The sequence below is a fragment of the Nucisporomicrobium flavum genome (genome assembly GCF_016464385.1).
Classification (GTDB): Bacteria; Actinomycetota; Actinomycetes; order Mycobacteriales; family Micromonosporaceae; genus Actinoplanes; species Actinoplanes flavus_A.
The window spans coordinates 82221-105284 of sequence record NZ_JADMLH010000021.1 but is presented as its reverse complement, the minus strand read 5'-3'; the positions used below and the strand labels follow the sequence as shown (position 1 = coordinate 105284).

26 protein-coding genes are annotated in these 23064 nt (G+C 71.3%); 15 read left to right on the top strand and 11 right to left on the bottom strand.

The window, feature by feature from the left end; all coding sequences use genetic code 11:
* Positions 1–457 precede the first annotated feature (457 nt).
* Genes IT780_RS35025 through IT780_RS35015 form a run of 3 tightly spaced genes read left to right on the top strand, consistent with a single transcriptional unit; the run spans position 458 to position 2890 of the window.
* Entirely contained in the window at positions 458–1144 is a 687-nt protein-coding gene (locus IT780_RS35025) for an ABC transporter permease (protein ID WP_307831534.1), read from the top strand.
* Positions 1137–1937, top strand: a complete 801-nt coding sequence (locus IT780_RS35020) for an ABC transporter permease (RefSeq protein WP_199516130.1) — start codon at positions 1137–1139, stop codon at positions 1935–1937. The genes IT780_RS35025 and IT780_RS35020 overlap by 8 nt, the downstream gene beginning before the upstream one ends.
* The gene (locus IT780_RS35015) at positions 1934–2890 is read left to right on the top strand and encodes an ABC transporter ATP-binding protein (RefSeq protein WP_199516129.1); all 957 of its coding nucleotides are present in this window, start codon (positions 1934–1936) and stop codon (positions 2888–2890) included. Before IT780_RS35020 ends, IT780_RS35015 begins: the two co-directional genes overlap by 4 nt.
* Positions 2891–3049: 159 nt before the next feature.
* On the opposite strand, the gene IT780_RS35010 is transcribed toward IT780_RS35015, so the two are convergent.
* Entirely contained in the window at positions 3050–3607 is a 558-nt protein-coding gene (locus tag IT780_RS35010) for a helix-turn-helix domain-containing protein (protein ID WP_199516128.1), read from the bottom strand.
* Positions 3608–3673: 66 nt separating this feature from the next.
* On the opposite strand from IT780_RS35010, the gene IT780_RS35005 reads away from it, so the two are divergent.
* Both IT780_RS35005 and IT780_RS35000 read left to right on the top strand, forming a co-directional pair.
* Positions 3674–4612 carry an AzlC family ABC transporter permease gene (locus tag IT780_RS35005; protein ID WP_233413984.1) on the top strand — a complete coding sequence of 313 codons (939 nt, stop codon included), beginning with the start codon at positions 3674–3676 and terminating at the stop codon, positions 4610–4612.
* The gene (locus IT780_RS35000) at positions 4606–4914 is read left to right on the top strand and encodes an AzlD domain-containing protein (protein WP_199516127.1); all 309 of its coding nucleotides are present in this window, start codon (positions 4606–4608) and stop codon (positions 4912–4914) included. Before IT780_RS35005 ends, IT780_RS35000 begins: the two co-directional genes overlap by 7 nt.
* Before the next feature lie 179 nt (positions 4915–5093).
* Here IT780_RS35000 and IT780_RS34995 read toward each other — a convergent pair whose 3' ends face one another.
* From IT780_RS34995 to IT780_RS34980, 4 genes are all read right to left on the bottom strand, one after another.
* Positions 5094–5723: a DUF3043 domain-containing protein gene (locus IT780_RS34995; RefSeq protein ID WP_199516126.1), complete on the bottom strand. Its 630-nt coding sequence runs from the start codon at positions 5721–5723 to the stop codon at positions 5094–5096.
* 88 nt (positions 5724–5811) lie between these two features.
* Positions 5812–7167: a UDP-N-acetylglucosamine 1-carboxyvinyltransferase gene (gene murA, locus IT780_RS34990; protein ID WP_199516125.1), complete on the bottom strand. Its 1356-nt coding sequence runs from the start codon at positions 7165–7167 to the stop codon at positions 5812–5814.
* A gap of 262 nt (positions 7168–7429) precedes the next feature.
* Entirely contained in the window at positions 7430–8599 is a 1170-nt protein-coding gene (gene nadA, locus IT780_RS34985) for a quinolinate synthase NadA (RefSeq protein ID WP_372443873.1), read from the bottom strand.
* 61 nt (positions 8600–8660) lie between these two features.
* On the bottom strand, positions 8661–8810 hold the full coding sequence (locus IT780_RS34980) for a hypothetical protein (RefSeq protein WP_199516171.1): 150 nt from the start codon (positions 8808–8810) through the stop codon (positions 8661–8663).
* 48 nt (positions 8811–8858) lie between these two features.
* Here IT780_RS34980 and IT780_RS34975 point away from each other — a divergent pair, with 48 nt between their 5' ends.
* From IT780_RS34975 to IT780_RS34960, 4 genes are all read left to right on the top strand, one after another.
* On the top strand, positions 8859–9971 hold the full coding sequence (locus tag IT780_RS34975; RefSeq protein ID WP_199516123.1) for a glycerate kinase family protein: 1113 nt from the start codon (positions 8859–8861) through the stop codon (positions 9969–9971).
* Positions 9972–10074: 103 nt separating this feature from the next.
* Positions 10075–10449: an iron-sulfur cluster insertion protein ErpA gene (gene erpA, locus IT780_RS34970; protein WP_199516122.1), complete on the top strand. Its 375-nt coding sequence runs from the start codon at positions 10075–10077 to the stop codon at positions 10447–10449.
* A 189-nt stretch (positions 10450–10638) separates the two neighbouring features.
* Positions 10639–11619 carry a carbohydrate kinase family protein gene (locus tag IT780_RS34965; RefSeq protein ID WP_199516121.1) on the top strand — a complete coding sequence of 327 codons (981 nt, stop codon included), beginning with the start codon at positions 10639–10641 and terminating at the stop codon, positions 11617–11619.
* 2 nt (positions 11620–11621) lie between these two features.
* Positions 11622–12122, top strand: a complete 501-nt coding sequence (locus tag IT780_RS34960) for a P-loop nucleotide/nucleoside kinase family protein (protein WP_199516120.1) — start codon at positions 11622–11624, stop codon at positions 12120–12122.
* On the opposite strand, the gene IT780_RS34955 is transcribed toward IT780_RS34960, so the two are convergent.
* Together IT780_RS34955 and IT780_RS34950 are read right to left on the bottom strand one after the other, a co-directional pair.
* Positions 12115–12327, bottom strand: coding sequence for a sulfurtransferase TusA family protein (locus IT780_RS34955; protein ID WP_199516119.1), 213 nt, complete (start codon positions 12325–12327; stop codon positions 12115–12117). The genes IT780_RS34960 and IT780_RS34955 overlap by 8 nt on opposite strands.
* Entirely contained in the window at positions 12324–13472 is a 1149-nt protein-coding gene (locus IT780_RS34950; protein WP_199516118.1) for a cysteine desulfurase family protein, read from the bottom strand. Before IT780_RS34950 ends, IT780_RS34955 begins: the two co-directional genes overlap by 4 nt.
* Positions 13473–13643: 171 nt before the next feature.
* Between IT780_RS34950 and ctaC the strand changes: the two genes are divergently transcribed.
* On the top strand, positions 13644–14588 hold the full coding sequence (gene ctaC, locus IT780_RS34945; RefSeq protein WP_372443871.1) for an aa3-type cytochrome oxidase subunit II: 945 nt from the start codon (positions 13644–13646) through the stop codon (positions 14586–14588).
* Positions 14589–14597: 9 nt separating this feature from the next.
* Positions 14598–15023 (top strand): cytochrome c oxidase subunit 4, encoded by a 426-nt coding sequence (locus IT780_RS34940; RefSeq protein ID WP_199516116.1) that lies wholly within the window; start codon positions 14598–14600, stop codon positions 15021–15023.
* 182 nt (positions 15024–15205) lie between these two features.
* Here IT780_RS34940 and IT780_RS34935 read toward each other — a convergent pair whose 3' ends face one another.
* The 4 genes from IT780_RS34935 to IT780_RS34920 form a co-directional block, all read right to left on the bottom strand.
* On the bottom strand, positions 15206–15412 hold the full coding sequence (locus IT780_RS34935; protein ID WP_199516115.1) for a hypothetical protein: 207 nt from the start codon (positions 15410–15412) through the stop codon (positions 15206–15208).
* 172 nt (positions 15413–15584) lie between these two features.
* Positions 15585–16646 (bottom strand): anthranilate phosphoribosyltransferase, encoded by a 1062-nt coding sequence (trpD, locus tag IT780_RS34930; protein WP_199516114.1) that lies wholly within the window; start codon positions 16644–16646, stop codon positions 15585–15587.
* Between the two features lie 276 nt (positions 16647–16922).
* The gene (locus IT780_RS34925; RefSeq protein ID WP_199516113.1) at positions 16923–17369 is read right to left on the bottom strand and encodes a hypothetical protein; all 447 of its coding nucleotides are present in this window, start codon (positions 17367–17369) and stop codon (positions 16923–16925) included.
* A gap of 181 nt (positions 17370–17550) precedes the next feature.
* Positions 17551–18549, bottom strand: a complete 999-nt coding sequence (locus IT780_RS34920; RefSeq protein ID WP_199516112.1) for a cytochrome c oxidase assembly protein — start codon at positions 18547–18549, stop codon at positions 17551–17553.
* A 106-nt stretch (positions 18550–18655) separates the two neighbouring features.
* Between IT780_RS34920 and ctaE the strand changes: the two genes are divergently transcribed.
* Genes ctaE through qcrB form a run of 4 tightly spaced genes read left to right on the top strand, consistent with a single transcriptional unit; the run spans position 18656 to position 22877 of the window.
* Complete coding sequence (gene ctaE / locus IT780_RS34915; RefSeq protein ID WP_199516111.1) at positions 18656–19252, top strand: aa3-type cytochrome oxidase subunit III; 597 nt, start codon at positions 18656–18658, stop codon at positions 19250–19252.
* 51 nt (positions 19253–19303) lie between these two features.
* Positions 19304–20152, top strand: a complete 849-nt coding sequence (gene qcrC / locus IT780_RS34910; protein ID WP_199516110.1) for a cytochrome bc1 complex diheme cytochrome c subunit — start codon at positions 19304–19306, stop codon at positions 20150–20152.
* Positions 20149–21261 carry a cytochrome bc1 complex Rieske iron-sulfur subunit gene (gene qcrA, locus IT780_RS34905; RefSeq protein WP_199516109.1) on the top strand — a complete coding sequence of 371 codons (1113 nt, stop codon included), beginning with the start codon at positions 20149–20151 and terminating at the stop codon, positions 21259–21261. Before qcrC ends, qcrA begins: the two co-directional genes overlap by 4 nt.
* Positions 21258–22877, top strand: a complete 1620-nt coding sequence (gene qcrB / locus IT780_RS34900; protein WP_199516108.1) for a cytochrome bc1 complex cytochrome b subunit — start codon at positions 21258–21260, stop codon at positions 22875–22877. Before qcrA ends, qcrB begins: the two co-directional genes overlap by 4 nt.
* Positions 22878–23064: the final 187 nt, after the last annotated feature.

Sequence of the window (23064 nt, the reverse complement as noted above, 5' to 3'; positions counted from 1 at the left end):
GTTGGTGGACCGCGCGGCGGCGGCCCGGGTCGCCGGGGTAGCGCTGGCCCGGCAGCGGTTCCCATTCCCAGGTGATCTCGTACACCCAGGCGGGTTCGTCGTCCCAGCCGCCGGCACCGAGGTGTGAGCTCCAGCCGTTCATCCGGCAACCCGGAGGCTGCCCGATGACTGACTACGCTGCGTCACGACGATCCACCTTGTCGGAAATTGCTCGGTGGCAGGGCGGGGCACCGGGTACAGTCGCCCGGCTCCGCTGCGGGGGTTGTGGAAGGAGATTAGCGGCGTGAACGGGCTCGACGCCAGGGTGCCTGGGATCTCTCCTGATCGTCCGTTCCGGGGCCGCGTCACTACGTTCGGTGCGCTTTCATGGTCGGGTTTCCGGAGGTACGCAACCTACCGGCAGGCGACGATAGCCGGATCGTTCACCAACACCGTCTTCGGGTTCCTGCGGTGTTACGTGTTGCTCGCCGTCGCGGCGGGCGCGGCCGGTGGGCGGGCGGCCGGATATGACGCTGAGCAGCTGGCCACGTTCGTGTGGGTGGGGCAGGGATTGCTCACCGTAGTGTCGTTGTGGGGCTGGACCGAGCTCGCCGACCGGATCCGGTCCGGTGACGTGGCCGCCGACCTGCTGCGCCCCGTACACCCGGTCATCGGCTATCTGGCCCCGGACCTGGGGCGGGCCGCGCACGCGATGATCTTCCGCTTCCTGCCGCCGCTCACGGTCGGCGCGCTTTTCTTCGATCTGTACGCCCCCAGCCGCTGGTTCACGGTCCCGTTGTTCGCGCTGTCCGTGCTGCTCGCCGTGATCGGCAGTTTCGGGCTGCGGTTCCTGGTGAACGCCACGGCGTACTGGCTGCACGACGCCCGGGGCCCGATCACGCTGTGGGTGCTGTCCGCGGGCGTGCTCGCCGGGCTGTACTTCCCGCTGCGGTTCCTGCCGGACTGGCTGGCGGTCACGCTGTGGGTCGGTACGCCGTTCCCCGGCCTGCTCCAGACCCCCGCGGACGTGCTGGTCGAGCGCGATCCCGCCCCGGTGCAGGCGGCGCTGGTGGCCCTGCAGGCGCTGTGGGCGGCCGCCCTGCTCGGCCTCGCCGCCGTGGTGCAGCGCCGCGCCGAGAAGCGCCTGGTGGCCCAGGGTGGGTGAGCTGCGGGCGTACGGTGCGCTGTTCCTCGGTCAGTGGCGGTCGCTGGCGTCCTACCGGGCGTCGTTCGCGGTGGACTTGGCCACGAACATCCTCGGGGCGGTGCTGGACGTCGTCGCCGTGCTCGTGCTGTTCGGCGCAACCCGCACGGTGGCCGGCTTCACCCTGCGCGAGGGTCTGCTCGTGGTGAGCCTGTCGTCGTGCGGGTTCGCCACCGCCGACCTCGTGGTGGGCAACATCGACCGGCTGAAGACGTACGTGCGCACGGGCGCGATGGACGCCGTGCTGACCCGCCCGCTCGGCGCGTTGCCGCAGCTGGTGCTGATGGACATGCCGCTGCGCAAGGGGCTGCGCGTGGCCGTGGCGGTCGCCGTGCTGATCACCGCGCTGCGCCTCAACCACGTCGACTGGACGCCGGCGCGGGCGGCGCTGGTCGTGATCGCCCCGCTGTCCGGCGCGCTGTTCTTCGGCGCGATCTTCGTGGCCAGCGCGAGCCTCGCGTTCTGGTGGGTGGAGTCCGGGGAGGTCGGCAGCGCCTTCACGTACGGCGGGCGGGACTTCACCGCGTACCCCGTACCCGTCTTCGAGGGCTGGTTCCGGGCGGTCTTCGCGTACGGCATGGGGTTCGGTTTCGTGGCCTACCAGCCGGCGCTGACGCTGCTGGAGCACCCCGACCCGCTGGGTCTGCCCGCCGGGGCGGGCTTCCTCTCCCCGCTGGTCGCGCTGGTCGCGGCCGGCGTCGCCGCCGTCGTGTGGCGGGCCGGCATCAGGCACTACAGGAGTACGGGCTCATGAGCGTGATCACGATGCGCGGGCTGCGCAAGGACTTCACGGTACGGGTCCGCACGGGCCGCCTGCGCCGGGAGAAACGGACGGTCGAGGCCGTGGCGGGCATCGACCTGACCGTGGAGGCGGGCGAGATGGTCGGCTACATCGGGCCGAACGGCGCCGGCAAGTCCACGACGCTGAAGATGCTCACGGGCGTCCTCACGCCGTCGTCCGGGGAGGTGTCGGTGTGCGGGCTGGCGCCGGTGCCGCAGCGCACCCGCCTGGCGCTGACGATCGGCGTGGTGTTCGGGCAGCGTTCGCAGCTCTGGTGGGATCTGCCGCTGCGCGACTCGTTCGCGCTGCTGCGGCACATCTACCGGGTGCCGCCCGACGCGCACGCCGCCCGCCTGCGGCGCTGCCGGTCGCTGCTGGACCTGGACGAGTTCCTGGACACCCCGGTACGGCAGCTGTCGCTGGGCCAGCGGATGCGCGGCGAGCTGACCGCCGCCCTGCTGCACGGCCCGTCGGTGCTGTTCCTCGACGAGCCCACGATCGGCCTCGACGTGGTGAGCAAGCAGGCGGTGCGCTCGTTCCTCGCCGAGCTGGGCGCCACGGGCGACGTGACGCTGGTGCTGACCACCCACGACCTGGCCGACATCGAACGGCTGTGCCGCCGGCTCGTGGTGATCGACCACGGCCGGGTGGTGCACGACGGCACGATCGAGGCCCTGCACGCCCGGTACGGTTCCCGCCGCCGGCTCGTGGTGGACCTGGACACGCCGCTGCCGCCGGGGTTCGCCGTACCGGGAGCCGACCTGGTCTCGCTCGAAGCGGACGGCCATCGGGCCTCGTTCGACCTGCTGTCGTCGTCCGCGGCGGGTGCGGTCGTCGCGGAGCTGGCGACGCTGGCGTCGATGCGGGACCTGTCGCTCGTCGAGCCGGACATCGAGGACGTGGTGGCCCGGCTCTACCGCGCCTAGGGGGTGTCCTGCGGATCATGGCGACGCCGAGCCGAGGTCCAGGTTTCGCGTCGCAAGCGTGGCGGGCGGTCGGATACCGGGTTGTATCCGGCCGTTCGGCACGTGCCGCGAGGCGGAAGCTGGGCCCGGCGCAGGCCGTCATGATCCGCAGGACACCCCCTAGCGGTGCTCCATCACGAGGACGGCCCAGGTGCCGGGTTCGAGGGCCTCGTAGTGGTGCGGGATGTCGCCGGGGAACGCCACGTAGTCGCCGGGGCCCAGGTCGACGAACTCGCCCCTCGGGCCCGTACGCAGCCGTCCCGCGGCGACGACCACGTGTTCCACGCTGCCCGGGATGTGCGCCTCCGCCTCGCGTGGCTGGCCCGGCTCGAGCTCCATCACGTACAGGTCGCGCCGGGTGTGCGACGACCCGGCGGCGAGCAGGCTCGCCGCGAAATCGGCATGATCGGCTCGCAGACGCGGGGTCTCGGCGGCCCGGATCACGCGTACGACGGGAACGGGCGGTTCGACCAGCCGGCTGAACGGCACCCCGAGCGCGACGCCGAGCGACCAGAGCGTCTCGATGCTGGGATTGCCCGTGCCGTTCTCCAGCTGGGACAGCGTCGACTTGGCCAGCCCCGCCCGGCGCGCCAGCTCGGCGAGCGAGATGCCCACCCGCTCCCGCTCACGGCGCAGGGCGGCGGCGATCGTGGCGAGCGGGGGAGCGGGCTGCGACATGTTCACTCCGTCGGTCGGTTCGTTCGGTTTGACGAACGGCGCGGTGGGCGTTCATTATTCTGGACTATGCGTACGCGAAAACGAACGGTGGACCGCGCGCTCCTCCGCGACGCAGCCGCCATCGCCGCCGCAATGATCGCGGTCGGCGCCTCGTTCGGAGCGATCACCATCGCGTACGGCCTCCCCACCTGGGTCCCGTTCGCCATGTCGACCGTGGTGTTCGCGGGCGGCGCCCAGTTCCTCGCGGTCGGCCTGATCGCCGCCGGCAATCCGGTCGCGGCCGTGATCGCGGGCCTGCTCCTTAACGCCCGCCACCTCCCGTTCGGCCTGGCCGTCTCCACCACCATCGGCGACCGCTGGCGCGACCGGCTCCTCGGCAGCCACCTGATGACGGACGAGGTCGTCGCCTTCACCCTCCGCGAACCCGACCCCGCCCGCCGACGCCGCACATACTGGCTCATCGGCGTCACCCTCTTCACATCCTGGAACGCGGGCACAGCGCTCGGCGTCCTCCTCGGCGGCGCAACGGGCGACCCCGCGGCGTTCGGTCTGGACGCGGCATTCCCGGCCGGCCTGATCGCGCTGATCCTGCCGTCCCTCCGGGACCGCCCGACCCGCGCGGCGGCGCTGGCCGGGGCGGCGGTGGCCGTGCTGGCCACGCCGGTGCTGCCGGCCGGCCTGCCGGTCCTGTGCGCGCTGCTGGGGCTGGCTGTCCTGTTCATCCCGCGGCTGCGGGCAGCCTCAACCCCGGCGGCGGACGACCGGGCCGCGGCGGGTGACCGGACCGCGGCGGGTGACCGGGTCTCGGGCATGCCGGCTGCGGGTGACCAGGTCTCGGCGGTGTCGGCGGCGGGTGACCGGGCCGCGGCGGTGCCTGCGGTGGGCGACCGGGCCGCGGCGGTGCCTGCGGTGGGCGACTCGGTGTCGGCCGGGCCGGCGGCGGCCGGGCCCGCACCGTCCGCGGCTGCGGGGCCGGATCGTTGTCCCTCGGAGGCGTCATGCTGATCGCCACGATCATCGTGCTGGGTGTGGGCACCTACACGTTGCGGCTCAGCGGGGTGCTGCTCCGCGACCGCCTCGTCCTGTCCGAACCGGTGCAGCGCCTGCTTCCGATGGCGGCGACCACCCTGCTGGCCGCGCTGGCGATGACGGCCGCGCTGATGGACGGAGCGGCGTTCGCCGGAGCGGCCCGCCCGGCCGGCGTCGCGGTGGGCGCACTCCTGGCCTGGCGCCGGGCACCGTTTGTCCTGGTGGTCGTGGCCGCCGCGGCCACAGCGGCGCTGCTCCGCCTGGCCGGCGTCCCGTGACCCGCTCGCCGACCCGACCGTAGCGATCGGCTAGACCCGGCTCGGCCTGGCGGCCCGACCCGGCAGCCCGGCTCGGCCTGGCGGCCCGGCTCGGCCTGGCGGCCCGGCTCGGCCTGGCGGCCCGACCCGGCAGCCCGGCTCGGCCTGCCGGCCCCCGCCCGGCTGGCTGGCTGGCTGGCTCAGATCTTGGTGCCGAGCTCCACCTGCGGCTTGGGCACCCGCATCCGCCGGAACGTCAGCGCTCGCATGATGCCGTACATGTACAGCGAGCCCATCCGCTGGGTCGTGTTCGGGTACTTCTCCGTCACCCGCTTCTTGATGCGCCGGGAGATCAGGATGCTGTCGACGATCACGCTGATGGCGAGGATCGCCCAGAGCAGGTTGGCCGCGAGCTGGACCTGGTAGGGCATCTTGCCGGTGGAGCCGATGAAGACGATGATCGCGCCGACGAAGAACCAGGTGCCGGCCGTGCGGCGGGAGTCGACGATGTCGCGGACCAGGCGGCGTTCCGGGCCTCGGTCGCGGGCGAGCAGGTAGCGCTCGTCGCCGGAGCGCATGCCTTCGGAGGCCTCGGCCCGTTCGGCGCGCTGGCGTTCGCGCATCTGCTTGTACGCCTCGCGGCGGTTGGCCGGGGCCGCCACCGTGCCGGGCCGGCGTTGGGAGCTCTGCCGTTTCGGCGTCTCCTTGCCGAGCTCCTTCTTCGACGGCGTGTAGCCCTTGGGGCGCGGCGTGGTGTCCGGCTCGGGCGTCACCGTGGAGGTGGCGTCGGCGACCAGATCGGCGGACTTGCGGCGAAACAGCGAGGACACCCCAGCAGCGTAGCCAAGAGCCGCACCAAACCTGAAACCGCGCCGCCCATCCCTGTGGACAGGCGGCGCGGCCGGGGCGTACGGATGATCAGATGCGCTCGACGTGCGCACCCAGCGCGGCGAGCTTGCCCTCGAAGTCCTCGTAGCCGCGGTTGATCAGGTCGACGCCGTAGACCCGGGACGTACCCTCGGCCGCCAGCGCCGCGATCAGGTGGCTGAAGCCGGCGCGCAGGTCCGGGATGACGAGGTCGGCGGCGTGCAGCTTGCTCGGGCCGGCGATGACCGCGGAGTGCTTGAAGTTGCGGCGGCCGAAGCGGCAGGGGGTGCCGCCGAGGCAGTCGCGGTACACCTGGATCGTGGCGCCCATCGAGTTCAGCGCCTCGGTGTAGCCCAGGCGCTGCTCGTACACCGTCTCGTGCATGATCGACAGGCCGCGGGCCTGGGTCAGGGCGACCACCAGGGGCTGCTGCCAGTCGGTCATGAAGCCGGGGTGGACGTCGGTCTCCAGCGCGACGGCCTGCAACTCGCCGCCAGGGTGCCAGAACTTGATGCCGCCCTCGACCGTCCCGACCCCGGGGCGCCCCACGCGGGCATCGGTGATCTCGAACTGGCCGCCGATCGAGCGGAAGATGTTGAGGAACGTCATCATGTCGGCCTGCTGGGCGCCGAGCACCTCGATCTCGCCGCGGGTGGCGAGCGCGGCGGCGGCCCAGCTGGCGGCCTCGATGCGGTCGGGGATGGGCTTGTGGCTGTAGCCGTGCAGGCGGGGCACGCCGAGGACCTCGATGACCCGGTCGGTGTGCACGGTGATGATCGCGCCCATCTTCTGCAGCACGCAGATGAGGTCGATGATCTCCGGCTCGATCGCCGCGTTGCGCAGCTCGGTGACGCCCTCGGCGCGGACGGCCGTGAGCAGCACCTGCTCGGTGGCGCCGACGCTCGGGTACGGCAGCTCGAGCTTCGTGCCGTGCAGCCCGTTGGGCGCGGTCAGGTGCATGCCCTCGGGGGTCTTGTCGACGATCGCGCCGAACTGGCGCAGCGCCTGGATGTGGAAGTCGATCGGGCGCGGGCCGATGTGGCAGCCACCCAGGTCGGGGATGAACGCGTGCCCGAGCCGGTGCAGCAGCGGCCCGCAGAGCAGGATCGGGATCCGCGACGAGCCGGCGTGCACGTTGATCTGGTCGCTGCTGGCGCTCTCCACGTTCGTGGGGTCCATGACGAGTTCGCCCTCGTCGGCGCCGTCGGACACCTTCACGCCGTGCAGGCCGAGCAGCCCGCGGACGACCTCCACGTCGCGGATGCGCGGTACGTCGAAGAGGCGGCTCGGTGTCTCGCCCAGCAGGGCGGCCACCATGGCCTTCGAGACCAGGTTCTTGGCGCCACGGACCCGGATCTGCCCGTGCAGCGGCGTACCGCCGTGTACGGCCAGGACGTCGTCGGTCAACGCAACCTCCGAAAGGGGCGCATCGACGCGCCCGAGCGAGTAGGGGTGCTGCCTCACGGGTGGGGGTACCCCGCGGCAGCCGCCCGGGCAGCATAGCCCTGAGTGACCGTTGCAGAAATCACCAGATCGCCCAGCGCGGCACGAATCCCTGATGATTAAGCCAACAAAAAGGTACGGCGGAGCGCTCGGCTCATCGCCTGTCACTCAGGGTGACGGAATCGGGGTTTCCGGTCGAGGGCGGGCGGTTGGGGCGGCAGCCGGGTTACGGCAGAGCGAGCATCTGGTCGAGAGCCACCCGGGCGTACTTCGCCGTGTCCTCGTCGACGGTGATCTGGTTCGGGACGCGCCCCGCCACGAGCTCCTCGAGCGACCACACGAGATGCGGGAGATCGATGCGGTTCATCGTGGAGCAGTAGCAGACCGTCCGGTCCAGGAACATGATCTGCTTGTCCGGGTGCGCGAGGGCGAGCCGGCGCACCAGGTTGAGCTCCGTGCCGATCGCCCAGGCCGATCCGGCGGGCGCGTTGTCCAGCGCCTTGATGATGTACTCGGTCGAGCCGACCTGGTCGGCGGCGCGGACGACCTCGTGCCGGCACTCCGGGTGGACGAGGACGGTGACGCCGGGGACCCGTTCGCGCACCTCGCGGACGCTGTCGATCGTGAAGCGGCCGTGCACCGAGCAGTGCCCCCGCCAGAGGATCATCTTCGCGTCGCGCAGCTGCTCCGGCGTGAGCCCGCCGTGCGGCTTGTGCGGATCCCAGAGCACGCAGTCGTCGAGGGAGAAGCCCATGTCGAGCACCGCGGTGTTGCGGCCCAGGTGCTGGTCGGGGAGGAAGAACACCTTCTGACCCTGCTCGAACGCCCAGGTCAGGGCGCGCTTGGCGTTGGAGGAGGTGCACACCACGCCGCCGTTGCGCCCGACGAAGCCCTTGATGTCCGCCGAGCTGTTCATGTAGGTCACGGGGACCACGTCGCCGGCGATGCCCAGGTCGGTGAACTCGTCCCAGGCGGCCTCGACCTGGCCCAGGACGGCCATGTCGGCCATCGAGCAGCCGGCGGCCAGGTCGGGGAGCACGACCTTCTGCGCGGGACCGGTCAGGATGTCGGCGCTCTCGGCCATGAAGTGCACGCCGCAGAAGACGATGAACTCGGCGGCGGGCCGGGCGGCAGCCTCGCGGGCCAGCTTGAACGAGTCGCCGGTGACGTCGGCGAACTGGATGACCTCGTCGCGCTGGTAGTGGTGGCCCAGCACGAAGACGCGGTCGCCGAGGGCGGCCTTGGCGGCGGTTGCGCGGGCCACCAAGTCGGGGTCGCTCGGCGCGGGCAGGTCGCCCGGGCAGTCGACGCCGCGCTCACTGGCCGGGTCGGTGCCCTGGCCGAGCAGGAGCAGCGCGAGTGGCGTGTTCTCGGGTTCCGTCCACGTCGAGGTCACGGCACCCATGTTTCCACAACGTTGCGCCCGCCAAGAGCGTCGATCAGGTGTTCTGAACCACTCAGCGGCGGCGGTTCTGGAAGCGGGTGGCCAGCTTACGGAGACGGGCCTGGTTCTCGGGCTTGGCCAGCTGGCGCCGGCCCTGATCGACGAGCCGCTGCCCCTGAGGGCTGCGGAGGAACTTCTGCACGCGCTGCATGAGGGTGGGCATGCCTTAACGTTGCCCGACGCACCTGAGCGAAACCTGTACTTTCTCCTCGTGCGCGTACTCATCTGTCCGGACAAGTTCGCCGGGACGCTGACCGCCTCCGAGGTCGCCGCCGCGCTCGCCGAGGGCTGGCACGAGACCGCTCCCGGCGACGAGTGCGTGCTGCGCCCGCTCTCCGACGGCGGCCCCGGCTTCGTGGAGGTGCTGGCGGCGGCGCTTGACGGGCGGCGCATCCCGGTCGCCACCGTCGATCCGCTCGGCCGTCCGGCGCGCGGTGAGGTCCTGCTCGCCGGCTCCACCGCGTACGTGGAGAGCGCGCAGGCCTGCGGCCTGCATCTTCTGACCGAGGAGGAGCGCAACCCCAACGTCGCCACCTCGTACGGGCTGGGCCTGCTGCTCGCCGCCGCGGTCGAGGCGGGCGCCACCGAGGTCGTGGTGGGGCTGGGCGGTTCCGCCGTCAACGACGCGGGCGCGGGCATGCTGGCCGCGCTCGGCGCCGGACCGGTCGACGAGAGCGGGTACGCCCTGCCGTACGGCGGCGCGGTCCTCGGCGCGGCGGCCCGCCTCGAAGGTCCGCCCCAGCTGCGCCAGGTCAGCCTGGTCGCCGCCACGGACGTCGACAACCCGCTGCTCGGCCTGCACGGCGCCAGCAACGTGTACGGCCCGCAGAAGGGTGCCACCAGGGAGGACGTGCTGCGCCTCGACGCCGCCCTCGAGCACTTCTCGGGCGTGCTCGAGAAGGCGTTCGGGGTCGACAACCTGGCCCTGACGCCCGGCGCGGGCGCGGCCGGTGGCCTCGGCGCGGCGCTGCTGGCGCTCGGCGGCCGGGTGGTCTCGGGCATCGGCCTGGTCACCCGGCTCATCGGCCTGGAGGAGCAGCTGGACCGCGCCGGCCTCGTGATCACGGGGGAGGGGTCCTTCGACCACCAGTCGCTGCGCGGCAAGGTCGCCGCCGGCATCGCGAACGGCGCCCGCGACCGTGGGCTTCCGTGCGTGGTCGTCGCGGGGCGCAACGAGACGGGTTACCGCGAGGCGGCCGCCGCCGGGGTCACGGAGACGTACGCCCTGGTCGAGCACTTCGGCTCGGAGGAACGGGCACTCGCCGAGCCGGCCCGCGGCCTGCGCGAGGTCGCGGCCCGCCTCGCCCGGCAGTGGAGCCGCTGACGCGCGGTGTCGGACATCTCGGCCACCCGGATTGGGAATACGGCCTGAGAGAGCTAGCGTTGGCCGGTACGGCACATCACCGGACCTGCAGGGAGAACCGCACGTGTCTACTGAAGCGCACACCGAGTCGACCGAGGCCACCACGGCCGCGCCGACCGGCGTCATTTTGACCGACGTCGCGGCGACCAAGGTCAAGGCCCTGATCGAGCAGGAAGGCCGCGACGACCTGCGCCTGCGCATCGCCGTGCAGCCCGGTGGCTGTTCCGGCCTGCGGTACCAGCTGTTCTTCGACGAGCGCTCGCTCGACGGTGACATCGTCAGCGACTTCGACGGCGTCGAGGTCGTCGTCGACCGGATGAGCTCGCCGTACCTCGCGGGCGCGACGATCGACTTCGCGGACCGCATCGACGCCCAGGGCTTCACCATCGACAACCCCAACGCGCAGAACTCCTGCGCCTGCGGCGACTCCTTCCACTGAGCCGCCCGCCTGCAGCACATCGAGGCCGTCCGTTCCCCCGGGAACGGACGGCCTCCCCGTCCAACCACCCCACCACCGCCCACAAACCGACTGAAGGCTGCTGCATGCGACGCGTGTGACGCGGGAGTGTCGTCCCGGGCAACGGCCGGTAGGCTCCGGGGGTAATCGCACCCGACCCCGAGGGCCGACATGAAGATCGCCGTCACCGGCTCGATCGCCACCGACCACCTGATGCACTTCCCCGGCAAGTTCGCCGAACAGCTCATCGCCGACCAGTTGCACAAGGTCTCGCTGTCCTTCCTCGTCGACGACCTGGTCGTGCGGCGCGGCGGCGTGGCGTCGAACATCGCGTACGGGATGGGCAAGCTGGGCCTGCGCCCGATCCTGGTCGGCGCCGTCGGCGTGGACTTCGCCGACTACCGATCCTGGCTGGAGCGTCACGGGGTCGACTGCGACTCGGTGCACGTCAGCGAGGTCGCGCACACCGCGCGCTTCGTCTGCACCACCGACGACGACCTCAACCAGATCGCCTCGTTCTACGCGGGCGCGATGAGCGAGGCCCGCAACATCGAGCTCGAACCGGTCGCGGAGCGCGCCGGCGGCCTCGACCTCGTGCTGGTCAGCGCCAACGACCCGGCCGCGATGATCCGCCACTCGCAGGAGTGCCGCACCCGCGGGTACGCGTTCGCCGCCGACCCGTCCCAGCAGCTCGCCCGCATGGAGGGCAGCGACGTCATGTCGCTGATCCAGGGCGCGGAGTACCTGCTGACCAACGACTACGAGCGGTCCCTGCTGGAGACCAAGGCCGGCCTCACCGCCGACCAGGTGCTCGAGCACGTCCGCATCCGGGTCACCACGCTGGGCAAGGACGGTGTGGAGATCACGGGCCGCGACATCGAGCGGGTGCACGTGCCGGTCGCGCGCGACGTCGTGCCCGACGACCCCACCGGCGTCGGCGACGGCTTCCGGGCCGGGTTCTTCGCCGCGATCAGCTGGGGGCTGGGCCTCGAGCGGGCCGCCCAGGTGGGCTCGCTGGTCGCCGCGCTGGTCCTGGAGACCGTCGGCCCGCAGGAGTACGACGTCAAGGCGGACTTCTTCCTCAAGCGCCTCGCCGACTCGTACGGCGACCAGGCCGCCGCCGACGTCCAGCCGTACCTGCCCGTCGCCTGACCATGGTCCTCGCCGTCTTCGCCGGCCTGCCGGGCGTGGGTAAGAGCACGCTCGCCGCGCAGGTGGGGGCGGCGCTGCCGGCCGCTGTGCTGGCCGTGGACACCGTCGACTTCACGCTGCAGGCGTACGACGTCACCGAGCCCCGTCCCGGCTATGCCGCGTACGGGGTGGTGGCGGCGCTCGCCGAGACGCAGCTCGCCATGGGCCACAGCGTGATCATCGACGCGGTGAACCCGGTGAAGGCGGCCCGGCAGCTCTGGACCGATCTCGCTGACCGCCTCGGCGTCCCGCTACGGGTCGTCGAGGTGGTCTGCGGCGACGACGCCGAACACCGCCGCCGGGTCGAGACCCGGTACGCCGCCCGGGCACACGACGGCGTCCCCGACTGGGTGCGGGTGCTGGAGCGGCAGGGGGAGTACGAGCCGTACCTCGGCCCGCGCCTGGTCGTCGACACGTACCTGGCGAAGGAGCCGGTGGGCCCGGTCGTGGACTACCTCAGCTGAGCCGCCGCACGTCGTAGGCGCCCTCCGCCGGGCTGCCCACGTACTCCTGGCCCTTCATCCGGCACCAGGCCGGGATGTCGTTCGCGGCCGCGGGATCGTCGGCGAGCACCCGGACCACTTCCCCGACCGGCACGGACGGCATCCGCCGCGCCAGGTCGATGATCGGCAGCGGGCAGCGCCGGCCCCGCGAGTCCACCTCGATCACATCCCCGCCTCCTTCCGGATGCCGGCCACCACGCCGGGCAGCACCGCGAGGAAACGGTCCACGTCGGCCTCCGTGGTGCCGCGGTGCAGCGACACCCGGACGTTGCCGTGGCTCAGCACACCCATCGCCTCCAGCACGTGACTGGGCCGCAGCGTCGACGCGGTGCACGACGAGCCCGAGGACACCGCGAAGCCGTGCCGGTCCAGGGCGTGCAGCAGCGCCTCGCCGTCCACGTACAGGCAGGAGAACGTCACCAGGTGCGGCAGCCGTTCGGCCGGATCGCCGACGACCTCCACGTCGGGCACGGTCGCCGCGACGGTCGCCCTGATGCGGTCCACCAGGGCGGAGAGGCGTACCGCTTCGGTCTGCGCCTCGGCCAGGACGGCCCGCAGGCTCGCCGCGGCCGCGACGACGGCCGGCAGATCGAGCGCGCCCTGCGGCCGCGGCCTGTGAAGATCATCACCAGGGTACGGGGACAGCCAGCGCGTGCCTTTACGGACCACGAGGAGTCCCACCCCCGGCGGACCGCCCCACTTCCTCGCACTGGCGGTGAGCAGCGACCAGCCCGGTGGCACCGGAGCGTGACCGACGGACTGGGCGGCGTCGACGTACAGCGGCACCCCCGCCTCCGCGCACGCCTCGGCCGCCGCCGCGACCGGCTGCACGGTTCCCACCTCGTGGCTGGCGCTGATCAGGCCGGCCAGCGCGACCCCCGGCCCGCTCACCGCGGTGCGCCAGGCGTCCAGGTCGAGCCGTCCCCGAAGGTCCACACCGACCTCGGCGGAGTCGCCGTGCCGGGCCGCCGCGTGCAGCACTGCGGAGTGCTCGATGGCGGAGTGGACGAACGTTCTGCCTGCTCGCGCGCGTCCGGCGAGGCCGCCCAGCACCGCGGCGTGGGCTGCGGCCGTACCCGAGGACAGGAAGGTCACCTCGTCCGCGCGTACCCCCAGGGCGTCCGCGACGGTGGCCGTCGCCGCCTCCCTCAGCCGTTGCGCCCGCCGGCCCGCGGCGTGCAGCCGGTCCGGATCGGCCCAGCCGTCCTCCAGCGCGGCCGTCAGCGCCTGCCGGGCCACCGGATGCAGGGGTGCGGCGGTCGCCGCGTCCAGGTACGCGGGGGCAGCGGCTTGTTCCGCCGTGTATTCCACCCACGGAACGGTATCGTCCACAGGATCAGGGGTATGCACGGCCGGGCGAAGATCCGACCCCCGGTAGCCGGGCGGCACGGCCTGGTCGAGTAGTGTGCGACCGTCGGTGACACCTTGCCGCCGGTGTCCGGATTCGTCGCACCGGGCGGTGCTCTAGGGAGGCAGGAGCAGGTGGTCTCAAGGAGTTCGGTCGCACGGCCGCGCGTCGTACGGCTAGCCGGGCTCGGTGTCGGTGGTGCCATGCTGCTGGCCCTGCTGTCCGGCTGTTCCGCGAACGACATCGGTGACAAGCTCGGTGGCTTCGGCTGGCCGCGGCACGGCATCACCGAGCAGGCCCACACCATGTACGACCTCTGGATCGCCGCGGTCATCGCGGCCCTGGTCGTCGGCATCTTCGTGTGGGGCCTGATCTTCTGGTGCGTGATCCGCTACCGCAAGCGGGGCGACAGCCTGCCGGTGCAGACGCGGTTCAACATGCCGATGGAGGTCCTGTACACGGTCACTCCCGTGCTGATCGTCGCCGTGCTGTTCTACTACACCGCGATCGTGCAGACCGATGTGGACAAGCTCTCGGCCAAGCCGGACCAGACCGTCGAGGTCGTCGCGTTCAAGTGGAACTGGCAGTTCAACTACCGTGACGCGCCCGGCAAGGACGCGAAGACGGTCGCCTCGACGCTGGGCTCGTCCGACGTCATCCCGCTGCTCGTGCTCCCGACCGGACGCAAGATCCGGTTCGAGGAGACCAGCCGGGACGTCATCCACTCGTTCTGGGTGCCGGAGATGCTGTTCAAGCGGGACGTGTTCCCCGGCAACACCCGCAACGTGTTCGAGGTGACGCTCGACAAGGAAGGCCGGTACGTAGGCCGCTGCGCCGAGCTCTGCGGCACGTACCACGCGTTCATGCAGTTCGAGCTCGTGGTGGTCTCCCCGCAGAAGTTCGACCAGTTCCTGGCCGCCAAGCAGTCCGGTGCCAGCACGCAGGACGCGATGGCCGCGATCGGCTACACCGGTGACGAGCGCTTCGCCGTGACGACCCGTCCGTTCGACACCCGTCGCCACGGCCAGTCGTGGAACCAGTCGGGCGACACCCCCAACACCGTCGCCGCAGGGAAGTAGGAGCACGCTGTGAAGACCGAATACAAGATCTTCGCGGGTGTCGCCGCCTTCCTCTTCGGCGCGGCCATCGTGTACGCCAGCTACACCAACGGCGAGGTCGGCCGCGTCGAGTGGGTCGGCACCGTCGCCCTGCTGCTGTCGGGCCTGCTCTGCTCGATGTGCGGCGGCTTCTTCTGGTTCGTCGCCCGCCGCATCGACCTGCGCCCGGAGGACCGCCCGGACGGCGAGATCGCCGACGCCGCGGGCGAGGTCGGCTTCTTCAGCCCGGGCAGCTACTGGCCCTTCGGCCTGGCGCTGGCCGCGGCCGTCGCGGCGCTGGGCCTGGTGTTCTGGCAGTGGTGGCTGATCGGCGCCGGCCTGATCGCGGTGATCTTCGCGGCGTGCGGCCTGCTCTTCGAGTACTACTCGGGCAGCCGGCACCCCGCCGAGCACTGACCGAACGCACGACGAAGGCCCGCACCCTGCGCGAGGGTGCGGGCCTTCGTCGTTGCTGTCTCCCGCCCGCTCAGCTCGCCGCTGCGGGCCCGGCGACCCTCACAAGCCATCCAGGGGTGCCCGCCGCGCTCTTCTCACGCAGCGCTCGGGTGGGGCGGCCTGGCGTTGCGGCGGCGCTCGGGTCAGGCGGCCCGGCGTTGCAGCGGCGCGATGCGGTGGTTGTCCGGGCGCAGCCAGACGCGTACCTCCAGCGGCGCCAGGATCTCGGCGGCGTCGCAGCGGGTGCAGACCAGCTCGGGGCAGTCGGCGCCGTGCCCGTCGGTGCACGGCGGCACCTCGAACGGCATCTCGGCGTCGCAGATGACGCAGCGCAGTTCACGTTCCTGCACGGGTGGCTCCTCTTCGCCGGAAGGTGGAATTACCCGAATGTCATTCAAACGTTGTCACGATGTCCCGGGCCACGGGTGGATGCGCCCCGGCGTGTCTCGGGTCCGCAAAAGGTCATACAACTGGCGTTCCGGCCCGGTGGCGGCGGGTCTCCGGGCCGTGGTGCCGCGGGCCTCAGGACTCGGTGGACTTGGCTGCCTTCGCGGCCTCGACCCAGCGGCCGAGGAGGGCCGTCGCCGCGCCCGAGTCCACCGTCTCGGCGGCGCGGGCCAGGCCGGCGCGCATGGTGTCCTCGAAGGTCCCGGGGAAGCCGGCGTGGACCGCCAACGCCGCCGCGGCGTTGACCAGCACCGCGTCGCGCACCGGGCCGCGCTCGCCGGCGAACATCTTGAGCGCCGCGTCCGCGTTGAAGGCGGCGTCGCCGCCGCGCAGGTCGCCCGGGTTGCTGCGGGGCACCCCGAAGGCGGTGGCGTCGACCACGGACTCGGTGACCGAGCCGTTGCTCACGATCCACACCCGGGTGGGCGCGGCAGTCGTGAACTCGTCCAGGCCGTCCTCGCCGCGCATCACCAGCGCCGAGTCGCCTCTACGGGCGAAGACCTCGGCCATCACCGGGGCCATCCGCTGATCGAAGCAGCCCACGGCCGCGTTGCGCGGACGAGCCGGGTTGGTCAGCGGGCCCAGCACGTTGAAGAACGTCGGGTGGCCCAGCTCGCGCCGGGTGACCGCGGCGTGCCGCATCCCGGGGTGGAAGCGCGCCGCGAAGCAGAAGCCGATGCCGGCCTCCGACACCGTCCGCGCCACCCCCTGCGGCCCGAGGTCCAGCGGGATGCCGAAGTACTCCAGCAGGTCCGCCGTGCCGCAGGCGGACGAGGCGGCGCGGTTGCCGTGCTTGACGACCTTGACGCCCGAGGCGGCCACGATGATCGCGGCCATCGTGGAGATGTTCACCGTGTGCGCCCGGTCGCCGCCGGTGCCGACCACGTCGACGGCGTCCGCCCGGACGTCCTCGGGCAGGTCGACGACGGTCGCGCTGGCGAGCATCGCGTCGACCAGGCCGGCCAGCTCGGTGGGGGTCTCACCCTTGGCCCGCAGCGCCACCGCGAAGCCGGCCACCTGGACCGGGGTGGCGTTGCCCGCCATGATCTCGCCCATGGCCCAGGCCGTGTCCTGCGCCGTCAACTCGTCGCCCCGCAGCAGGGCGCTCAGCAGGTTGGGCCAGGTAGGTGCGCCCATGAGGGCCTCCGGAAGGGCGAGGTGCGGGCGGGGAGGGAACGAGGGCCCCGGCTTCGACGGCGGTGCCTCGCGGTGCCGGCACCCGGTGCGAGACGGTGCCGGCGGGCGGTGCGGAAGGATCCGTGCTCAAGCGATGCCGGGTCACGCCCGGCCCGATCGCGCGCAAGGCCCCTGCGAGGGCCCGGCTCGGTCGGTCACCGCGGCCCGTGCGGGGCTGCGGGGGAGCCGCCGGGGGCGGCCGGCGCGGCCGGCCGCGCGCCGATCCACGGGTGCCGGTCAGCCCAGCGTGCCGAGGGTGCCCAGCGGAACCTGGCCGTCGCGGCGGGCCCGCAGCATGCCGGCCACCGACTGGCCCGTGGTGACCGGGTCCAGCGGGTAGAACAGCGTGTGGTCGACCTGGGCGTACGCGGCCAGCCACCGGTCCGCGGCGCGGGCGAGCACGACGCAGGTGGGCGGGGGGTCGGCGTACTCGTCCTTGGTCTGGCGGGCGATGCCGAGGCCGCCGGCCGGGGTCGCCTCGCCGTCGAGGACCATGAGGTCGATCTCGTAGTCGTCGAGCAGGCGTCGGCACTCCTCCCAGGTGGAGGCGTCCACGAACTCCACGCTCAGGTCGGCCGCGGGGCGTACGCCGATCGCCAGCCGGATCTTGTCGCGGACCGCGAGGTCGTCGCTGTACAGCAGGACCGTGTACTTGTCCGGCTTGGGCTTGCTGTCGTCGCTCATGATTACGCCTTTAGTCCGGTCATGGGTGGCGGGTGGGGCGGTCGGAAGGGCCTTTGGTCCGGTCGTGGGTGGCGGGTGGGGCGGTCGGAAGGGCCTTTGGTCCGGTCATGTGTGGCGGGTGGGGCGGTCGGACGGCCCTGGTTCCCACGCTCGTAGGTGCCCGCTGATCGTACCCAACACCTCAGTCGGCGTCGGGCTGTGGTCGTACCGTCGGACTCTCGGTTGTGATCTTGCTCGCGGCCGGCGCCGCCGGGGCCGCGGCCTGCGCGCGGTCCTCGGCCTCCGCCCGGTCGAGCGCGCGGTCGATCCGCTTGGCCTCGCGTTCGGACTGCTTGATCCACTGCAGGACCAGGATGCCGAGCATCGTGACGCTGACGATCTCCCCGCCGGCCCAGAGGATGCCGCCCGCGGTGACCTGGTCCTGCTCCGGGCTGATCCAGCTCAGGTGCAGGTTCGGGTACCAGTCGCCGCCGAGCAGCGTCTTGCTCTGCATGATCGTCAGGCCGAGCACCGTGTGGAACGGCACGGAGAGCACCATGAGCAGGGCGCGGGCCGGGTACGGCCACCTGTTCGGCAGCGGGTCCAGGCCCAGCAGCGGCCAGAAGAACAGACATCCCGTGACAATGAAGTGCACGTGGATGAACTCGTGCAGCCACGCGTGCTCGAGGGTCGCGCGGTACAGGCCCGTGAAGTACAGGACGAACGGGTTCGCGATGAACAACCCGAACGCGACCAGCGGGAACGTCAGGACGCCGACCACCCGGCTGTGCAGGAACGCCAGCAGCACCTTGCGGTTCTTCAGCGGCAGGGTGCGCAGGGCGAGCGTGACCGGGGCGCCGAGCGCCAGGAAGATCGGGCCCACCATGGACAGCACCATGTGTTGCACCATGTGCACGCTGATCAAGGTCGTGTCGTACGCCTCGATGCCGGTGACCGTGACCGCGGCGATGGAACCGAGCCCGCCCACGATGAACGCCACCGTACGCCCGGCCGGCCAGTGGTCCCCGCGCTGTCTGAGCCGGTGCACGCCGTACAGGTAGACGGCCGCCCCGATCAGCAGGAAGAGGGCGATCAGGCTGGTCAGCCGGATCTCGGTGAAGATCTGGGCGACGCTGAACGGCGGGGGAGCAGTATCCCCCGCCGCCATGACGGAGGAGGGCGATTCGGCGAGCTGCACCATTCGAGGCTAGGCCCACCGGGGTGCCGCGCGTTCTACCGGGCGGCGACACAGGACGGATTGGGCCCCCCGCGACATGTTGAGGTGATCGCGGGGCAATAATGAGCCCGTGACAGCGGCAGCCATCGACAAGAGCCGGATCCACTCGCTGACCCGACCCAACATGGTCAGCGTGGGGACCATCGTGTGGCTCTCCAGCGAACTCATGTTCTTCGCGGCGTTGTTCGCCATGTACTTCGCCATCCGCGCGGCGGACTACAGCATGTGGGAGAAGCACACCGAGGTTCTCAAGATCCCGTACGCGACGACGTTCACGGTGATCCTGGTGCTGTCCTCGGTCACCTGCCAGCTCGGCGTCTTCGCGGCGGAGAAGGGTGACGTGTTCGCGCTGCGGCGCTGGTTCACGATCACCTTCGTCATGGGCCTGATCTTCGTGCTCGGCCAGGCGAACGAGTACCGCCACCTGGTCGAGGAGGGCGTGAAGATCAACGGTGACGGCTACGGGTCGATGTTCTACCTGACCACCGGGTTCCACGGCCTGCACGTCACGGGCGGTCTCATCGCCTTCATCGTCTACATGATCCGCACGACCATGGGCCGGTTCACGCCGGCGCAGGCCACCTCGGCCATCGTCGTGTCGTACTACTGGCACTTCGTCGACATCGTGTGGATCGCGCTGTTCGCCATGATCTATTGGCTGCAGTGAAGTCCCGCCGCCGTCCGTGAGTACAGGTCAAGACCCAGAGGGACACAACCCATGACTTCTGACACCCCCGCCGGACGGCGTCTCCGGGTGTTCAACCGGCGGAGGTCCGCGCCGAGCCGGGCGCGCCGGCGCTTCGGCGCCGCGGTCCGCATGGTCGCCGCCCTCGCGCTGGCCGGAGGCGTGTACACCGCCTTCGCGCCGGGTGCGCTCGCCGAGGACAACCGGCCGCTCTCCGCCGCCGCCCAGGAGGGCAAGGCGCTCTTCGACAACAGCTGCATCAGCTGCCACGGCCGTAACGCCGAGGGTGTCGAGGGTCGCGGTCCCACGCTGATCGGCGTCGGCTCCGCCTCCGTGGAATTCCAGGTCGGCACCGGCCGCATGCCGATGACCCGCCAGGAGGCCCAGGCGGAGCGCAAGACGCCGCAGTTCAACCAGGACCAGGTCAAGCAGCTCGGCCAGTACGTCCAGGAGATCGGCGGCGGCCCGCAGCTGCCCAGCGGCTCGCTGACCGAGGACCTGAAGCAGAACCCTGAGGCGCTGGCCCGCGGCGGTGAGCTCTTCCGGATCAACTGCACCTCGTGCCACAGCTTCGGCGGCGCGGGCGGCGCACTGTCCTCCGGCAAGTACGCGCCGAGCCTGCACGGTGCCACCGAGCAGGAGATCTACGCGGCCATGCTGACCGGCCCGCAGAACATGCCGGTGTTCGGGGACAACGAGATCACCCCGGAGCAGAAGCGCGAGATCATCACGTACGTCACGCAGCAGCTCCAGCAGGACAAGGACCCGGGCGGCCTGTTCAACCTCGGCCGGTACGGTCCGGTCACCGAGGGCCTGGCCATCTTCCTGGTCGGCATCACCCTCCTGGTGTTCGCAGCGCTGTGGATTGCGGGGAAGTCATGACGGTGACCAAGGACGATCAGCACGGGTCCGGCCGCAAGCCGGTGGACCTGAGCGATCCCCGGCTGTCGCGCTTCGAGATCGTCAAGGAAGGCGCGCGGCGCGACGACATCGAGATCGTCACGTACGAGTCGCAGTTCGCCGGCCCGAACACCAAGGCCGAGAAGCGCGTCGAGCGGGCCATCGCACTGCTGTTCCTGCTCGCCGGGCTCCTGGGTCTGGTCTTCCTGGTCGCCTACATCTGGTGGCCGTGGGAGTTCGAGCTGGGTCACACGAACAGCGACTACTACACGCCGATCCTGGGCATCTCGCTCGGCCTGGCGCTGCTGGCGGTCGGCTTCGGCATCCTCTCCTGGGCCAAGAAGCTGCTGCCGCACGAGGTCTCGATCCAGGACCGCCACGAGGCGATGTCCACCGACGAGGACCGGCAGATCACCGGCCAGACGGCGCTCTTCATGGTCGACGAGCTGGGCGTCCAGCGCCGTCCGCTGCTGAGGGGCGCGGTCCTGCTGGGCCTGGCGCCGCTCGGCCTGGTCGCCGCGGCCCCGCTGGTCGGCGGTCTGATCAAGAGCCCGCACAAGCCCGACCGGGGCGAGAAGTCGCCGATGTTCAACACCGGCTTCAACGCCGACCTCAACGAGGGCAAGCCGGTCCGGCTCACCCGTGAGGACGGCACCGGGGTCCGGCCCGAGGACGTCAGCGTCGGCGGCCAGATCACGGTCTTCCCGGGCATCCCCGGGGGCGCGACCAACGAGTTCGCCGACTCGCCGACCCTGCTCATCCACCTGCGCGCCGGTGACGCGGAGGTGGCCCGCAAGGCCGCGGAGAGCGACGAGCGCAACAAGGGCGCGATGTGGGGCAACTACGTCGCGTTCTCGAAGATCTGCACCCACGCCGGCTGCCCCGCCAGCCTGTACGAGCAGCAGACCAACCGGCTCCTCTGCCCGTGCCACCAGTCCCAGTTCCTCATCACGGAGAACGCCCGCCCCATCTTCGGACCGGCCAGCCGCCGCCTGCCCATGCTCCCCATCACGGTGGACGCCGAGGGCTTCCTTGTGGCAGCGTCGGATTACCGCGAGACCATCGGGCCTGACTTCTGGGAGCGGCCGTGAAGCGCCGAAAGTTCGACCTGGCCTCCGTACCGGGCAAAACGGCCAAGGGCGTCGACGAACGCCTTCAGGTCGCCACCCCGCTGCGTGGCCTCCTCAACAAGGTCTTCCCCGACCACTGGTCGTTCCTGCTCGGGGAGATCGCCCTCTTCTCCTTCATCGTGCTGCTGCTCAGCGGCGTGTTCCTGACGCTCTTCTTCGACCCGTCGATGAAGGAAGTGGCGTACGAGGGTGCCTACCCGGCGCTGCGCGGCACGGAGATGTCCGCGGCGTACGAGTCCTCCCTGCGCCTGTCGTTCGAGGTGCGCGGCGGTCTGTTCATGCGGCAGATGCACCACTGGGCGGCGCTGCTGTTCATGGCGTCGATCGTGGTGCACATGGCGCGCGTCTTCTTCACCGGCGCGTTCCGCAAGCCGCGTGAGGCCAACTGGGCCATCGGCATCGCGCTGTTCCTGCTGGGCTTCCTGGCCGGCTTCACCGGCTACTCGCTCCCGGACGACGGCCTCTCCGGCACCGGCCTGCGGATCGCCTCGGCGATCATGCTCTCCATCCCGGTGGTGGGCACCTGGCTCTCCGCGTCGATCTTCGGCGGCGAGTTCCCCGGCGAGCTGATCATCGGGCGCTTCTACATCGCGCACGTGCTGCTCATCCCGGGCGGCCTGCTGGCGCTGATCAGCGTCCACCTGGGCCTGGTCTTCAAGCAGAAGCACACCCAGTGGCCCGGCCCCGGCCGGACCAACTCCAACGTGGTGGGCGAGCGCATGTTCCCGCGGTACGCGCTCAAGCAGGGCGGCTTCTTCATGACCGTCTTCGGCGTGATCTGCCTGCTCGCCGGCCTGTTCCAGATCAACCCGATCTGGCTGTTCGGGCCGTACCGTGCCTCCGAGGTCTCCTCGGCCAGCCAGCCCGACTGGTACGTCATGTTCATGGACGGCCTGGTCCGGCTCATGCCGGCGTGGCAGATCGACATCCCGATCGGCGACGGCTACGTGATCCCGCCGCTGTTCTGGCCCGCGGTCGTCGGCCTCGGCGCGCTGACCACGGTGCCCATGTTCTACCCCTGGATCGAGGCGCGGCGCACCAAGGACTACCGGTCGCACCACATCCTCCAGCGTCCCCGCGACGCGCCCGAGCGCACCGGCCTGGGAGCGATGGCCTTCACGTTCTTCGTGATCGCGACCCTGTCCGGCGGCAACGACGTGATCGCCGACAAGTTCCACATCAGCCTGAACGCGATGACCTGGGCGGGCCGCATCGGCCTGGTGATCCTGCCGCCGCTGGCCTACTACCTGGCCGTCCGCATCTGCCTCGGCCTGCAGCAGCACGACCGCGAGGTCCTGGCCCACGGCGCCGAGACGGGCATCATCAAGCGCCTGCCCAACGGCCAGTTCGTCGAGGTCCACCAGCCGCTCGGCCCGGTCGACGACCACGGCCACCCGCTGCCGCTGGACTACGCGGGCTGGGTCGTCCCGAAGAAGATGAACCGCCTCGGCGCCCTGGCGCCCGCGGTGAAGGGCTTCTTCTTCCCGGTCGAGAAGCCGGTCGAGGCCCCGGTCTCCCCGGCGGTCCCGCCGGTGGCCGGCCGCGACCAGCGCGAGGAGATCACCTCCGGGCGCTGAGCCTGCACGACGAGCAAAAGGGGGCCCGATTCGGGCCCCCTTTTCCGTGTCCGTGAGTCAGCCGGCTTGTGCGTGCCCGTGCGCGCGCGTGGTCGGCTTGTGCGCGCCCGCACGCGGCCGGCTTTTGCATGCCCATACCCGCACGCGGCCGGCTTTTGCATGCCCATACCCGCACGCGGCCGGCTTT

Bases quoted from the DNA above. Each gene is read 5' to 3' on its own strand.
- IT780_RS35015 (WP_199516129.1), top strand. From the start codon at position 1,934: ATGAGCGTGATCACGATGCGCGGGCTGCGCAAGGACTTCACGGTACGG.
- IT780_RS35010 (WP_199516128.1), bottom strand. From the start codon at position 3,607: ATGTCGCAGCCCGCTCCCCCGCTCGCCACGATCGCCGCCGCCCTGCGC.
- IT780_RS35005 (WP_233413984.1), top strand. From the start codon at position 3,674: ATGCGTACGCGAAAACGAACGGTGGACCGCGCGCTCCTCCGCGACGCA.
- IT780_RS35000 (WP_199516127.1), top strand. From the start codon at position 4,606: ATGCTGATCGCCACGATCATCGTGCTGGGTGTGGGCACCTACACGTTG.
- IT780_RS34980 (WP_199516171.1), bottom strand. From the start codon at position 8,810: ATGCCCACCCTCATGCAGCGCGTGCAGAAGTTCCTCCGCAGCCCTCAG.
- IT780_RS34965 (WP_199516121.1), top strand. From the start codon at position 10,639: ATGAAGATCGCCGTCACCGGCTCGATCGCCACCGACCACCTGATGCAC.
- IT780_RS34960 (WP_199516120.1), top strand. From the start codon at position 11,622: ATGGTCCTCGCCGTCTTCGCCGGCCTGCCGGGCGTGGGTAAGAGCACG.
- trpD (WP_199516114.1), bottom strand. From the start codon at position 16,646: ATGGGCGCACCTACCTGGCCCAACCTGCTGAGCGCCCTGCTGCGGGGC.
- IT780_RS34925 (WP_199516113.1), bottom strand. From the start codon at position 17,369: ATGAGCGACGACAGCAAGCCCAAGCCGGACAAGTACACGGTCCTGCTG.
- IT780_RS34920 (WP_199516112.1), bottom strand. From the start codon at position 18,549: ATGGTGCAGCTCGCCGAATCGCCCTCCTCCGTCATGGCGGCGGGGGAT.
- qcrC (WP_199516110.1), top strand. From the start codon at position 19,304: ATGACTTCTGACACCCCCGCCGGACGGCGTCTCCGGGTGTTCAACCGG.
- qcrA (WP_199516109.1), top strand. From the start codon at position 20,149: ATGACGGTGACCAAGGACGATCAGCACGGGTCCGGCCGCAAGCCGGTG.